This window comes from Rhizobium sp. SU303 (genome assembly GCF_021052345.1).
GTDB lineage: Bacteria > Pseudomonadota > Alphaproteobacteria > Rhizobiales > Rhizobiaceae > Rhizobium > Rhizobium laguerreae.
The window spans coordinates 456,936-470,664 of the sequence record NZ_CP088096.1 but is presented as its reverse complement, the minus strand read 5'-3'; the positions used below and the strand labels follow the sequence as shown (position 1 = coordinate 470,664).

The following is a 13,729-nucleotide window of genomic DNA, read 5'->3' as shown; positions in this document are numbered from 1 at the left end:
ATGGTAGCGCGACGAACGACGTTAATCATCCGCGACCTAGGCCGTAGTGACGATTTAACTATTTGAGCCAAATAGCGATAGCGGCGAGTTTAACGAAGCCCATGAAGTTTGCGAGCAGCTTGTCATATCGGGTTGCGACGCGTCTGAACTGTTTGAGCTTGTTGAAGAAGCGTTCGATACGGTTTCGCTCCTTGTAGAGATCGGCGTCATAGGGGCGCTGGAGCTTGCGGTTGCGTTTCGGCGGGATGACGACGTCAGCACCGGTTTCAGTGATCTTGTCGCACAAATGATCGGCATCATAGCCCTTGTCGGCAATCGTAGCGGCAGCCTGGATGCCATCGACGAGATCGTGAGCAAAGGCGATGTCGTTACGCTGTCCGGGAGATGCGATCAGACGAACCGGAAGCCCGAGCGCCTCCGTCGCGGCATGGATTTTGGTGCTTAATCCGCCCCGAGACCGGCCCAGGCCCTGGGCATCCGCCCCCCTTTGACCTTACGCGCCCCTGCCGCATGCTGGTGTGCCCGCACGATGGTGCTGTCGATCATCAGCCATTCCAGGTCTGCTTCTCGGGCAAGCATCGCCAGCATCTCATCGAGCACACCCATTTCGATCCAGCGGTAGTAACGCCGTTTCACCGAGCGGTAGTCGCCCAGTCGCTCGGGCAGGTCGCGCCAGCGGCTGCCGGAACGGGCCATCCACAAAAGCGCGTCCAGAAACAATCGATTGTTCGTGCGCGGACCGCGTTTGCCCTTGGTCCGTCCCGGCACAAAACCTCTGATCCGTTCCCATTGATCATCCCGAAGGGCATCGCAATCCATCACTGACCTCCAAAAGTCAGCGTTGAATCTGATTTGCTTGCCCTTGGGAATCCCAAGACATTAAATCGTCACTACGGCCTAGCTCAGAAATGAGTATTTCTACTCATTTTCAAGGACAGAAAGATCGCGCATAGTGATCTCCGGGGGTCAGGGAGCGATGATGAAGATTTGCATTGGGGACTCTCGGGCTAACGCCGTAATCATGGAGAAAATCTGGCGGTTTCGACACCAGCAATTTGTGGAACGACGTGGATGGCAGGCATTACGCAAGAGTGACAGACGGGAAATAGATCAGTTTGATCACGATTGCGCTATTCATTTTAGCGTTCTCAAGAACGATGCGGTGATCGGGTATTCTCGGCTCCTTCCTACGGTGCAGCCGCATCTTCTTTCAAGCGTCTACCCGCAAATCATGCGGGGCCAAAAGTGGCCAAGGTCGCACGACGTTTTCGAATGGACGCGGTGGGCGGTTGCAAGCGGTGACGAAAGGATTGACGGGGTTCGAGTATCGCGGGTTTTGATGATCGGGTTGATGGAGTTTTGCCGCGTTGCCGGCATCACCTCGCTCATCGGCGAGACGCACCCAAAGCTGATAAACTCCTTGCGCGCCAACGGGTGGCAAACACACATCCTCTCAGAGCCCAGCATTTTCGAAAACGAATTAGTCGTGCCACTCGAAGTCATCCCATCGTCCGCCCCGCAGACGTGAGGGCAACTAGCTAGCATAGGAAATTCCGCTCGATGTTTGAACCTTACGGCTCAGGAATTTTTGGTCACCAGTTCGCCGCCAGTCCGGCTCAGAAGCGCACAAGTCCCCGCCCGGAATTCTTTTGCACAAGCGGTGCTACATCGCAATCAATGCTTAGGTCAGAGAGCCAGTCACGTAGCCGCCCGGATCGATTGCAGCCTAATGATTCCGCAGCCTATGCCACCCTAGAACGGCATGGGACAGTCAGTGTACCTCAGTCACTCGCGTAATTGGCATCCCTTTAGGGGGACGGCGAGGAGAGCAACCAACGGAGAGTCATAACATGGAAACGACAACTAGCCGCAAGCCCGTTAATCTCATCGGTAGCGAGTTGAGCGTGTTTGCCAAGGCGCCGCGCGTCGGACCGACCCCTTCGACCGCAGAAATTGCTGCCATGATCAAGGGGGGCAAGCCAGGCGACATGGACAAACTGGACGTTTAAGTTTCATCCGTGTGACCGTCGCCAAGGCGGCGGTCACTGGCCCTTTAGATTTTCATCAACTAAGCGATCACCATGTTCAAGGGAACGATTGACCGAGGTCATCTCGTACGTGGCTGAACCCCCGATGTACCCGCCCTACCCCAACATCTCTATCAAGATCCTAGACCATCCTTTGCTCGAAAGCTTCCGGTGGGACACCAGTGATCAAATCATCCTGATCTGCCGCGAGCGTTCTGCCGAAGCGAATGGGCACCTTGTGGCACTCAGGGATTGGCCGATAGAACGAGCGCAGGATTTCTGTGCTTTTGGGCAATGGCCATTGGACTATCAGACAATTTCGATCAATCGCCATTCCGGCACGGTGACCTTCAGCGCCGGACATGGAGGTGTTGCGCCACTTTATCTGAAGGTCAGCGGCGAGCGCATCGAGCTCTCCTGGTCGATAGCGGACTTTTATTCGGGCATGACTCTCCCCGACGTCGACACGGATCGAACCGGCCTGCGTCTTGTGGGGACGCTCCCCTATGCAACAACCACGATGTTTCGCTGTGTTTTCATGCTGACGGAGCGCGCGTCACTTTGCATCAGCAGGACGGGAGCCATCGAGACGAAATATCCCCCTCCGGCACCGTATTTCATCCCGACTCCGCTTGTGGATGAGGCCGATGTTGCAGCCGCAGCATGCCGTTTGATCGACACCCTGCTGCGTCGCTGGCCCCTCACGCCGGCCCTCACGGCTAGCGAATTCAGCGGAGGATTGGATTCGGCAGTCGTTGCCGCCATTTGGCGGGGCAGCATCCTGACGCCCTGCAAACCTATGCCTTGGAGGTCGAGGGGCCAGCTCGAAGTCAACAGACTTCGCGGCGCGAAATAGCAATCGAGCACTTTGGCTTCCACGACCAAACGCTGCGTGTTGACACGGTACCAATGGTTCCGTGTGGGTTCGAGGTGAGTAGCGACTACGTCCCCGCGCCCTACAATGCCGATCTGCAGCGGCCTCTCCATCAACTATTGAAGTCGCTCGCAACTGCCTCAGCCCCACGGGCGGTCGCAACTGGTACAGGCGGTGATGAATTGCTAATGGCCCATGCTTTCGAGCAAAATCACGAGCAATTCGCTCGTAATATTAGCGATGCATTCCTTCCTGCGATCCTTCCCTCCGCCATGACACTGGTACTCAAAAACTGATTGCCCGACTATGCAGTAAGCTGCGATCGAGCACCCTTTCCTATTCTGCCGATCTCGGTACTGGAGGCACACGCCGCGCGGGCTCCTTTGTTTGCGAGCCATGGCATATGGCCAATTAGCCCATTCGCCCAGCCAGAAGCCGTACGATTTTATCGGAGTTTGCCTTTAGCCTGGAGGCACGAAAAGGCGCTGCATCGCCGGATGTTGGAACGGCTTGGATATCCCAAACGGTTCTTCGGAGTTTCTATAAGAGAAAATTTCGAACACTATCTGACCGGCTCGCTGATTATCGGTGCTAGCGAGATCACTAATCAATTATCCCGTCGTTGCCTGCTGCATGAAGGGGACTGATCGATGCTGACCGCCTGATCGCCACAATAGACGACATCCGATACGATTCTCCGCTTAGCGATCTCGGCTTTATCTTCCACGCGATTAACGTTGAACACATGCTTCGGCGAATTGACGGAACTTGAAGGAGATCACCCGCTATCGCAGCGGGGACTTCAACACGCCTGCAACTGGTAACCCGTGCATCGCCGCGGAACGAGGCCGATGGGTTCGCTGCCACTTTGAAATGTCGTGCTTCTGGAGCGAGACTTATATGAACATTTGCCATCGCTCGCGCCCAGACGCCGCGTCAATGACGTCTTCCTCGTGAAGTGGATCGCTAGCCGTGGCGTAGTCGAGTGACATGGCGCTTGATCATCGCCGGAAACAGCCCTTTGCGGCAAGTGATCAGAATTCGTTACTGCTGGTCTGGTGATGGGATACAGGCTGTTCGAACAATGGTCCTAGAAGCTACACATGGATAAATGAGACATCCTGTCGGCTGGTCAGATATTCGACATTGTCATCACCTTTGTCGGTTACGTGACAAGCGTTCCTGTTCTCAATCCCGCATCTTTGCGCCCACATAACTGGAATCGCAGTAAATTATTGTTCGTCATCTCTATCGGCCTGCTTGGCACGAATCTTGTGAGCTATAGCGAGGCAGCGGAACGGCCTCCGCATCCACGTTGCGGGATAACCGCATTGCCTCGAACACATGAAGGAACGCCAAACATGGCAGCTCTGCGTCAGATCGCATTCTATGGAAAGGGCGGCATTGGCAAGTCCACTACATCCCAAAACACGCTAGCCGCCCTTGTGGACCATGGGCAGAAGATCCTCATCGTCGGCTGTGACCCTAAGGCCGATTCTACGCGCCTGATCTTGAACTCGAAGGCCCAGGATACGGTTCTTGATCTCGCTGCAACGAGAGGTTCGGTTGAAGATCTTGAACTCGAAGACGTGCTCAAGGTAGGCTATAAAGGTATCAAATGCGTGGAGTCTGGCGGCCCGGAGCCAGGCGTCGGCTGCGCGGGACGCGGCGTTATCACGTCGATCAACTTTCTCGAGGAGAACGGCGCCTACAACGATGTCGACTACGTGTCTTATGACGTGCTCGGTGACGTTGTGTGCGGCGGCTTCGCGATGCCGATCCGTGAAAACAAAGCTCAGGAAATTTATATCGTCATGTCCGGCGAGATGATGGCGCTCTATGCCGCCAACAATATCGCCAGGGGCATCCTGAAATATGCTGCAGGCGGCAGCGTACGCCTGGGCGGCCTCATTTGTAACGAGCGTCAAACCGATCGCGAACTCGACCTCGCCGAAGCGCTGGCTGCCAAACTCAATTCTAAGCTCATCCATTTCGTGCCACGCGACAACATTGTCCAACACGCCGAGCTTAGAAAGATGACGGTGATCCAATATGCGCCGGACTCTCAGCAAGCGGCCGAGTACCGAACACTTGCCCAGAGAATACATGACAATTCTGGCAAAGGCACCATCCCGACCCCCATCACCATGGAAGAGCTTGAGGACATGCTTCTCGATTTCGGGATCATGAAGACCGACGAGCAGATGCTTGCCGAACTTCAAGCCAGGGATGCCAAGTTGAAAGCTGCCCAGTGATCACACTGACACGAGCGCGCAGCGACACGCAAAGCACCCGCCATCCCGTGAGGGAGGTTTCGCCGATGTGGCTTCAGCCGGATTTTCCAAGGGGTTGGGTTAATGACCTTCAAATACGCCAATGACAGTGATTTACATGCGAAGCTTATAGCGGATGTGCTGTCGCAATATCCGGACAAAGCAGCGAAGCGCCGAAGTAAACACCTTAGCCTGGCAACGAGCGAAAAGGACGCCGGCGAGGACCCAAACGCGATTAGCGAATGCGAGGTAAAGTCGAATATCAAGTCTGTTCCAGGCGTGATGACGATCCGCGGCTGCGCTTACGCCGGTTCAAAAGGTGTCGTCTGGGGACCAATCAAGGATATGGTTCACATTTCACACGGGCCGGTCGGCTGTGGTCAATACTCCTGGTCGCAACGTCGCAACTATTACGTCGGTCTGACAGGCATCGACACTTTCGTGACGATGCAATTTACCTCCGATTTCCAGGAGAAGGACATCGTTTTCGGCGGTGACAAGAAACTGGAAAATGTCATCGATGAGATCGCTGAACTTTTCCCGCTAAGCAATGGCGTCACCCTGCAATCAGAATGTCCGATCGGCCTGATTGGCGACGATATCGAGGCCGTAGCTCGAAAAAAGGCCAAAGAACACGCGACGACCGTCGTGCCGGTACGCTGCGAAGGCTTCCGTGGCGTGTCGCAATCGCTTGGCCACCACATCGCCAACGACGCAATTCGAGATTGGGTCTTCGACAAGAAAGACATAAAATTCGATCCAGGTCCCTACGACGTAAATGTCATAGGCGACTATAACATTGGCGGCGACGCATGGGCCTCGCGCATCCTGCTCGAGGAGATCGGATTGCGCGTGGTCGGCAACTGGTCCGGAGATGCAACTCTCGCCGAAGTGGAGCGCGCGCCGAGAGCGGCACTCAACCTCATTCACTGCTATCGGTCGATGAATTACATCTCCAGGCACATGGAGGAAAAATATGGCATCCCTTGGATGGAGTACAATTTCTTTGGACACTCCCAAATCGATGCCTCGCTGCGCGACATAGCCAAGCACTTCGGGCCGGAGATCCAAGAAAAAGCCGAAAAGGTCATAGCCAAATACCAACCCCTCGTTTGGGCCGTAATCGACAAATACTGGCAGCGCCTTTCCGGCAAACGGGTGATGCTCTACGTCGGGGGATTGCGTCCTCGTCACGTCGTCACCGCCTATGAGGACCTCGGGATGGAAATCGTAGGAACCGGCTACGAATTCGGTCACGGCGACGACTATCAGCGCACTGGCCATTATGTAAAAGAAGGCACGCTGATCTACGACGATGTGACTGGCTATGAACTTGAGAAATTCATTGAGGGAATTCGGCCCGATCTCGTCGGGTCCGGCGTTAAAGAAAAATACCCGGTGCAGAAAATGGGCATTCCATTCCGTCAGATGCACTCATGGGACTATTCTGGTCCGTATCACGGTTATGACGGCTTTTCGATTTTCGCCCGAGACATGGACATGGCCATCAACAATCCCGTTTGGGGTCTTTACGACGCGCCGTGGAAGAATGACCGCGCCTCGGCGGATGGCAGTAGCATGAGGACCTAATATTCTCGAAGAAAAATGCGGGAGGCCTTACGCGCCGAAGGTCTCTGATCGCCACCATGTCGTCGCAGCCAGACCGAAAGAGGTGACCCTATGCCGCAATCAGCTGAGAAAGCTCTCGACCATGCGCCTTTGTTCTGCGAGCCGGAATACAGGCAAATGTTGGCCGAGAAAAAGCTGAACTTCGAACGCCCACACCCGGAAAAGGTCGTGTCAGACCAGCGCGAATTCACGAAGACTTGGGAATACCGCGAGAAAAACTTGGCCCGTAAAGCCCTTGTCGTTAATCCAGCCAAAGCCTGCCAGCCACTCGGCGCGGTTTTCGCAGCGGCGGGATTCGAACGAACGATGTCGTTCGTCCATGGCAGCCAAGGTTGCGTTGCCTACTACAGGTCGCACCTATCGCGCCATTTCAAGGAGCCGTCATCGGTGGTCTCGTCATCAATGACAGAAGACGCCGCTGTATTTGGTGGCCTGAAGAATATGGTCGACGGCCTCGCCAACACGTACAAGCTCTATAACCCGAACATGATCGCGGTATCGACCACATGTATGGCCGAGGTCATCGGAGATGACCTGCATGGTTTTATCGAAAACGCCAAAAGTGAAGGTTCTGTCCCGCGAGATTTCGATGTCCCCTTCGCCCACACACCTGCCTTTGTCGGCAGCCATGTCGATGGCTATGACAGCATGGTAAAAGGTGTGCTGGAGAATTTCTGGAAGGGCACCGCGCGAAATGAAGCCACCGCTACTATCAACATCATTCCTGGATTTGATGGCTTCTGCGTTGGGAACAATCGCGAACTAAAACGCCTGCTCGACCTGATGCAAGTGACTTACATGTTCATCCAGGACGCATCAGATCAGTTCGATACGCCTTCCGATGGCAAATTTCGGATGTATGACGGCGGGACCAGCATCAATGACGTGAAGGCGGCGTTGAACGCGGAGTGGACATTGTCCCTGCAATATTACAACACTCGCAAGACGTTAGATTACTGCAGAGACGTTGGACAAGCGGCGACCTCCTTCCACTACCCTCTCGGCGTCGAAGCTACCGACGAACTTCTGATGGTGATATCGGAAATTTCCAGCAGAGAGATTCCCGAGGCGATCCGTCTGGAGCGCGGCCGACTCATCGATGCGATGGCGGACAGCCAAGCTTGGCTATACGGAAAGAAATACGCGATCTATGGCGATCCAGATTTCGTCTATGCGATGGCGCGCTTCATCATGGAGACCGGCGGCGAGCCAACCCACTGCCTCGCCACAAATGGCACCTCAGCTTGGGAGGACGAGATGAAGGAACTCCTCGCATCCTCGCCCTTCGGGAAGAATGCACAGGTCTGGCCAGGCAAAGATCTCTGGGCACTGCGCTCGCTACTGTTCACAGAGCCGGTGGATCTCCTGATCGGAAATTCTTATGGGAAGTATCTTGAACGGGACACCGGTACCCCACTGGTTCGGCTGATGTTTCCAATTTTCGACCGGCACCATCATCATCGATTCCCCCTCATGGGCTACCAAGGCGGACTGCGTCTTCTAACGTCGATCCTCGACAAGATCTTCGACAACCTCGATCGCGAAACAATGCACGCGGGTGTGACAGATTATTCGTATGACCTCACTCGCTAGGAGCGGCGGTCGGCCAGGCGGCCTATCTCTCAACCAGATATGAAGGCAGACGAATGTCCTCGCTCAACGCCAAAATCAAAGATGCCTTCCACGAGCTAGCGAGTGAAAGGAGCGGCAGCAAGGGTCCTAAGGCGCGCCGAAGGAATTGCGCGAGGCCAATGGCCCCGGGAACGGCCGTCGGCGGTTGCGCTTTCGACGGCGCCAAGGTCGCACTGCAGCCGATCACCGATGTCGCACATCTGATTCACGGGCCACTCGCCTGCGAGGGAAATTCCTGGGACAACCGTGGCGCTGCCTCGTCAGGTCCAACGCTTTGGCGCACGAGCTTCACGACTGATCTTACGGAAATCGACATCATAATGGGACACAGTGAACGGAAGCTCTTTAAAGCGATCCGGGAAATCAAGGATGGGTATGCGCCCGCGGCAATCTTTGTCTATTCAACCTGCGTTACAGCGATGATCGGTGACGACATCGACGTTGTTTGCAAGCGAGCGACGGACGAATTCGCCTTTCCAGTGGTGCCGGTCGATGCGCCAGGTTTTGTCGGATCTAAAAACCTCGGCAACAAGCTAGCGGGCGAGGCGCTGCTCAAGCATGTCATAGGTACCGTGGAGCCCGATGAACCGGGCCTTTGCGACATCAACATACTCGGCGAATTTAACCTCTCGGGTGAGTTCTGGCAGGTGAAGCCGCTCTTGGATAAGCTCGGCATTCGCGTCCGTGCCTGTATTCCCGGAGACGCGCGATATCTGCAAGTCGCCTCCGCCCACCGCTCACGCGCGGCGATGACGGTGTGTTCGACAGCGTTCGTTACGTTGGCACGTAAGATGCAGGAACGCTGGGACATTCCGTTTTTCGAGGGCTCCTTCTATGGCATCTCCGGCACCTCGGAGGCGCTCCGGCGGATCGCCGATCTGCTTGTAAAGAAGGGTGCTGCCCCCTCGCTTTTGCATCGCGCGGAAATCCTTGTAGCGGAAGAAGAGGAAAAGGTGTGGAAGAGGCTGGAAGCGTACCGACCTCGCCTTGAGGGCAAGCGCGTGCTTCTAAATACAGGCGGCGTGAAATCCTGGTCGGTCGTCCATGCCTTGATGGAGATCGGCATGGAGATCGTCGGCACGTCAGTCAAGAAATCGACGCTCGAAGATAGGGAGCGAGTGAAACAGACCCTGAAGGAGGAGAACCTTCTGTTCGAGACGATGTCGCCGCGCGAGCTTTTCTCGCTTCTACTCGAGAGAAAGGCTGACATCATGCTATCGGGCGGACGCACCCAGTATATAGCGCTAAAGGCAAAAATGCCCTGGCTCGACATCAACCAGGAGCGTCATCACGCTTACGCTGGCTATGAGGGAATGGTGCAACTTGCTCGACAAATTGACCTGGCAATCCAGCATCCGATGTGGCCGCAGGTGCGCGAGCCGGCGCCATGGGAGCCGGCCTTGGTCGCTGAAAAGCGAGCGAAAAGAGAAGCGTAAGCGCGTCGAACCAAACCCGCGAGATCACTCGCAAAAAGATGTTGAGGTCGTACTATGGCACGCGTCGTATCCCAAACTAAGGCGGCGGCGGTCAACCCCCTGAAGTCGTCTCAGCCGCTTGGTGCTGCCTTCGCCTTTCTGGGCGTCGACGGCGCAATACCTCTGCTCCATGGTAGCCAGGGATGTACGAGCTTCGCGCTCGCACTGCTCGTGAGGCACTTCAATGAAGCGATCCCTCTGCAAACCACGGCGATGAACGAAGCCGCGATAATCGTCGGCGGCGCGGATCGTCTCGAAGAGGCAATTCTCAGCCTCAAAACCCGCACAAGGCCACGACTGATCGGGATATGCACGACCGCATCGGTAGAGGCCCGCGACGAGGATGTCGCCGGTGACGTCGAAAATATCAAACGCAGGCGGGGGATAGAACTTGTGGGCACCGAAGTGGTAGTCGTCAACACGCCTGACTTTGACGGCGCCATAGAGGAGGGGTGGTCTAAAGCTGTTACCGCCGTGATCGAGGCAATAGCGCGACCTGACAAGCAGTACCGCAATCCGAGGAAGATCGCGATCTTGCCTGGCTGGAACTTAACGGTTGCTGACATAGAACATCTGCGCGAAACGGCCGTAAGTTTCGGCCTCGACCCGGTTATTCTGCCCGACGTATCCGGAGCGCTCGACGGCTCCATCCCCGAAGAATGGATGCCGATAACGAATGGCGGCACGAAATTGAAGGAGATCCGCGATCTCGGTGCGACGATGCAGTGTATCGCAATCGGTGAGCATATGCGGCGACCGGCTGAAGCGCTGCAGAGACTGACCGGCGTGCCGTACGTGCTGTTTAGATCGCTGACGGGACTAGAAAACGTCGATCGCTTCATTCGCGTGCTCGCCGCTATGTCACGCAAACAGACACCGCTCAATGTCCGCCGCAACCGAATGCAGTTGCAGGATGCCATGCTTGACGGACATTCCCATATGGCTGGCAAGAAGATCGCAATCGCTTCCGAACCCGATCAACTTTTCCAGCTCTCCAACTTTTTTACTACCATGGGTGCGGAAATTGCGGCCGCTGTCACCACGACCGGCACTTCGAAGGCGCTCGAGATGGTACCGGCGAAAACCGTCAAAGTCGGCGATCTCAGTGATCTGGAAAGTCTCGCCGCAATGGCCGATCTTATCGTCACACACTCGCACGGCCGAGAAGCTGCCAGACGTCTCGGTGTTCCGCTGATGCGGGTGGGTTTCCCCATCTTCGACCGCTTCGGCAGCCAGCACAAGCTTACAGTATTATACCGGGGAACCCGCGACGTGATCTTCGACTTCGCGAACATCATTCTGGCTAACCACCCTCCGAACCCCGGCCCACTTGCCTCAACCGATAGGCGGTAATCGCAATAATGAGATCAATTCGTCGCGTCTCGCTCTTCAATGGCGGACTTCATCAACGCGGACGAAACGGCAGGTGGGCACTTCGCGAATTGCCGTCGCCACACAAGATATGAAGGGACTGACAGCGCAGCTTGAATCGGTCAGACGATTTGACGCGACATGCGACTCGAGGACCTTCGTGGAATCCGCTGGGTTCGAAATCACAAGATCGGAAGATGCAGAAGCGAAGGTGGAGGACCGCACTGGGGTAAAGATTGCGGCGTTAGTCAGCTGCCAACTCGCGTTTGTCTGACAATTGGCGGGCCTTCCTCAGCCACTTTGTCATCGGCAGAACACGATAAATCGGAGGAATCTATGACAAGCTCATCCGTGACTCGCGACGGGTCCCGATGGATGCCGGAATATCTGAATTCGATCAACCCTGCGATGTGCATCGGCTGCGGTCGCTGCTTCAAGGTTTGCTCACGCGAGGTCATGCATGCCCACGGCATCGATGAGGCAGGTGACATGCTCGGTGTTTGCGATGGCGAAGACGACTTTAATGGTGAGCTCAGTCGCGTGATCATGGTCATTGATTATCCCGGCCGATGTATCGGCTGCGGAGCGTGCGCCCGCGTCTGCCCCAAGAACTGCCAGACTCATATCGCCGTCCATCATCGTTCATTGCACGAATCTTGAATTCCGTTCCGAGCGGTAAAAGCCGCCGACGCGGTCCAATGAGAGACAACCGTGGATACGCCATCTCATAAAGACGAATCTGCTGCATGCTCAACAGTACGGTGTGCCGTATCAATTCCGAGCCTACGATCTTACTTCGCGGCCGGTTCAAGCCGCGATAGCTCGAAAGGCTGGCCCGTGTCGCATTGCGGATACGGAGACACTTCCAATGCTTACATACTCTTGACGAAGGAGTGCACAATGACTCACGTCCCGCGCTTAGTCGTAAAAATGCTCTCTTCGCGGGTCATGACGCAGGTGCGGAGAACTGGGCGATTATCGCCTCGCTGATTGAGACCTGCAAGCTTAATTCTGTCGATCCGCTCGCCTATCTGACCGCCACGCTCAAGGCTATCGTCAATGGCCACAAGCAGAGCTATCGACTATCTGTTACCATGGGCTTATACCGCAAAGGTCGAACCCGCAGCCGAAGAGAACCACTTGGGCTTCACTCCCCGTAGATGCCAATTCCAGTAGTGGCAGTGGCGACGTAGACGCAGAATCCAACGGCTACCCCAGGAAAAACTCCAGCAGCCAAGCTTGTCCTCTGGATGATAACGATGGCGGCAGCAAGTGGTCCAAGCAGCAAACGGAGCGTTTGCACAACACCTAGCGCTCCATAGTTCATATTGTGGACTGACTGCTGGACAACATAAACCAGACAAATATGCCGCCGAACACGATTAAGCCGGCACAGGCTCCCAAAACCCAGCCATGCCGTCTCCACACATTCCGTAGTTCCCAAAGAGCGGGAGGCAGCGCAAACGCCCACGGTATAAGATCAGTTATTGTCCAGATTTACGAAACTTCACATGAAGATGTTTCTAGTCTGTGAGACAACCGCTCGAAGACGTCGCCTGGCAACACCGTTTACGTCCAACTTACGACATCATCGTCACCTTTGTCGGCTCCGCGACACGCATTCCTCTTCGCCCGATCCCGCATTTTCCGCCCACCTCTTTGAGATAGCAGCGAATAATTGTTCGTCAGCTCAATCGGCCGACTTGGCACGAATCTTGAGGGCTATTGCGAGGCAGCGGAGCGGCCGCCGCGTCCGCGGTGCGGGATAACCGCATTGCTTCGAACTCATGAAGGAACACTATCTATGACGGGAAAGCGCGGAACTGGCAAATCGCCGAAATGTCGTCAAGTTCCAAAAGGGAGTGGACGTGCTCGCCGGCATCCGCGACGAGGATGTCGATGTCGGAGCGGCGCCGAAGACGTATCATCCTTCACGCACGGCAAAGGCTTTCTGAGCTCGAGGCGATCTGGAGATTAAAGATGCAAAACTGAACCTAAGCGTTTCGTTGGCGATCTGGGGAAAGACGTCACCCTGCAGGCATACATCATCAGGAAGCACGAAGGAGTTTCATCATGCCGTTGACCAAGACGAACACCAACCACGCAATCCGGGGAAGAGCTATCCCGAACAGTGGGCAGCAGAATGACTGTAAGGCTGTCATTGCACAAATCACTTTCGCCGATCTAGGACGTGGGGCTGGCACATTGCATACCGTGGGCGTTGCCCGCGTCGACATGCAGGGGCGAACCGCGGCGGGTGATGCGAACATCCAAGTCCAGATGGGTGGAGGTACGGTCGCTGCTGCAATGATCTTCAATTCCGTGCAACAGACGACGGATGCCGCCAATCAAAGGGGAGCGGCCAACGGCACCATCTCGGTGCTCAATCAAAGCATGGACAGCGGGACGGTCTGGAATTTAACAGGAACGCTTCCATGACAGTCTAGA

The 13,729-nt window shown here is 55.6% G+C and carries 11 protein-coding genes and 1 pseudogene; 11 read left to right on the top strand and 1 reads right to left on the bottom strand.

Annotated elements, in window-relative coordinates; translation table 11 throughout:
• Window positions 1-58: 58 nt before the first annotated feature.
• Window positions 59-819 (bottom strand): IS5 family transposase gene (locus RlegSU303_RS26795; RefSeq protein ID WP_122330915.1). Its coding sequence is split into 2 segments (ribosomal slippage): window positions 59-480 and window positions 480-819, totalling 762 coding nucleotides; the frame shifts between segments, so codons are not numbered across the junction.
• A gap of 157 nt (window positions 820-976) precedes the next feature.
• Between RlegSU303_RS26795 and RlegSU303_RS26790 the strand changes: the two genes are divergently transcribed.
• The 11 genes and pseudogenes from RlegSU303_RS26790 (at window position 977) to RlegSU303_RS26740 (ending at window position 13,720) form a co-directional block, all read left to right on the top strand.
• On the top strand, window positions 977-1,528 hold the full coding sequence (locus RlegSU303_RS26790) for an acyl-homoserine-lactone synthase (protein WP_011654208.1): 552 nt from the start codon (window positions 977-979) through the stop codon (window positions 1,526-1,528).
• A 322-nt stretch (window positions 1,529-1,850) separates the two neighbouring features.
• Window positions 1,851-2,009 carry a hypothetical protein gene (locus tag RlegSU303_RS26785; RefSeq protein WP_020048084.1) on the top strand — a complete coding sequence of 53 codons (159 nt, stop codon included), beginning with the start codon at window positions 1,851-1,853 and terminating at the stop codon, window positions 2,007-2,009.
• A gap of 88 nt (window positions 2,010-2,097) precedes the next feature.
• Window positions 2,098-2,883, top strand: a complete 786-nt coding sequence (locus RlegSU303_RS26780; RefSeq protein ID WP_231283900.1) for a hypothetical protein — start codon at window positions 2,098-2,100, stop codon at window positions 2,881-2,883.
• Window positions 2,884-4,262: 1,379 nt separating this feature from the next.
• Window positions 4,263-5,156 carry a nitrogenase iron protein gene (nifH, locus tag RlegSU303_RS26775; protein WP_011654205.1) on the top strand — a complete coding sequence of 298 codons (894 nt, stop codon included), beginning with the start codon at window positions 4,263-4,265 and terminating at the stop codon, window positions 5,154-5,156.
• Window positions 5,157-5,258: 102 nt separating this feature from the next.
• A complete protein-coding gene (nifD, locus tag RlegSU303_RS26770) occupies window positions 5,259-6,764 on the top strand; it encodes a nitrogenase molybdenum-iron protein alpha chain (RefSeq protein WP_011654204.1) in 1,506 nt (501 codons plus the stop codon).
• Window positions 6,765-6,854: 90 nt separating this feature from the next.
• On the top strand, window positions 6,855-8,396 hold the full coding sequence (gene nifK, locus RlegSU303_RS26765) for a nitrogenase molybdenum-iron protein subunit beta (protein WP_011654203.1): 1,542 nt from the start codon (window positions 6,855-6,857) through the stop codon (window positions 8,394-8,396).
• Window positions 8,397-8,449: 53 nt separating this feature from the next.
• Complete coding sequence (gene nifE / locus RlegSU303_RS26760; RefSeq protein ID WP_011654202.1) at window positions 8,450-9,871, top strand: nitrogenase iron-molybdenum cofactor biosynthesis protein NifE; 1,422 nt, start codon at window positions 8,450-8,452, stop codon at window positions 9,869-9,871.
• Between the two features lie 54 nt (window positions 9,872-9,925).
• Entirely contained in the window at window positions 9,926-11,263 is a 1,338-nt protein-coding gene (gene nifN / locus RlegSU303_RS26755) for a nitrogenase iron-molybdenum cofactor biosynthesis protein NifN (protein WP_011654201.1), read from the top strand.
• A gap of 354 nt (window positions 11,264-11,617) precedes the next feature.
• Window positions 11,618-11,941, top strand: a complete 324-nt coding sequence (fdxB, locus tag RlegSU303_RS26750) for a ferredoxin III, nif-specific (protein WP_011654200.1) — start codon at window positions 11,618-11,620, stop codon at window positions 11,939-11,941.
• Window positions 11,942-12,189: 248 nt separating this feature from the next.
• Window positions 12,190-12,457 (top strand): annotated as a pseudogene (locus RlegSU303_RS26745) (transposase domain-containing protein); the annotation flags it as partial.
• 897 nt (window positions 12,458-13,354) lie between these two features.
• Window positions 13,355-13,720, top strand: coding sequence for a hypothetical protein (locus RlegSU303_RS26740; RefSeq protein ID WP_011654198.1), 366 nt, complete (start codon window positions 13,355-13,357; stop codon window positions 13,718-13,720).
• Window positions 13,721-13,729 lie beyond the last annotated feature (9 nt).

What these genes read in the sequence shown, in the direction of transcription:
- RlegSU303_RS26790 (WP_011654208.1), top strand. Translation starts at nt 977, where the DNA reads ATGATGAAGATTTGCATTGGGGACTCTCGGGCTAACGCCGTAATCATG.
- RlegSU303_RS26785 (WP_020048084.1), top strand. Translation starts at nt 1,851, where the DNA reads ATGGAAACGACAACTAGCCGCAAGCCCGTTAATCTCATCGGTAGCGAG.
- nifH (WP_011654205.1), top strand. Translation starts at nt 4,263, where the DNA reads ATGGCAGCTCTGCGTCAGATCGCATTCTATGGAAAGGGCGGCATTGGC.
- nifD (WP_011654204.1), top strand. Translation starts at nt 5,259, where the DNA reads ATGACCTTCAAATACGCCAATGACAGTGATTTACATGCGAAGCTTATA.
- nifK (WP_011654203.1), top strand. Translation starts at nt 6,855, where the DNA reads ATGCCGCAATCAGCTGAGAAAGCTCTCGACCATGCGCCTTTGTTCTGC.
- nifE (WP_011654202.1), top strand. Translation starts at nt 8,450, where the DNA reads ATGTCCTCGCTCAACGCCAAAATCAAAGATGCCTTCCACGAGCTAGCG.
- nifN (WP_011654201.1), top strand. Translation starts at nt 9,926, where the DNA reads ATGGCACGCGTCGTATCCCAAACTAAGGCGGCGGCGGTCAACCCCCTG.
- fdxB (WP_011654200.1), top strand. Translation starts at nt 11,618, where the DNA reads ATGACAAGCTCATCCGTGACTCGCGACGGGTCCCGATGGATGCCGGAA.
- RlegSU303_RS26740 (WP_011654198.1), top strand. Translation starts at nt 13,355, where the DNA reads ATGCCGTTGACCAAGACGAACACCAACCACGCAATCCGGGGAAGAGCT.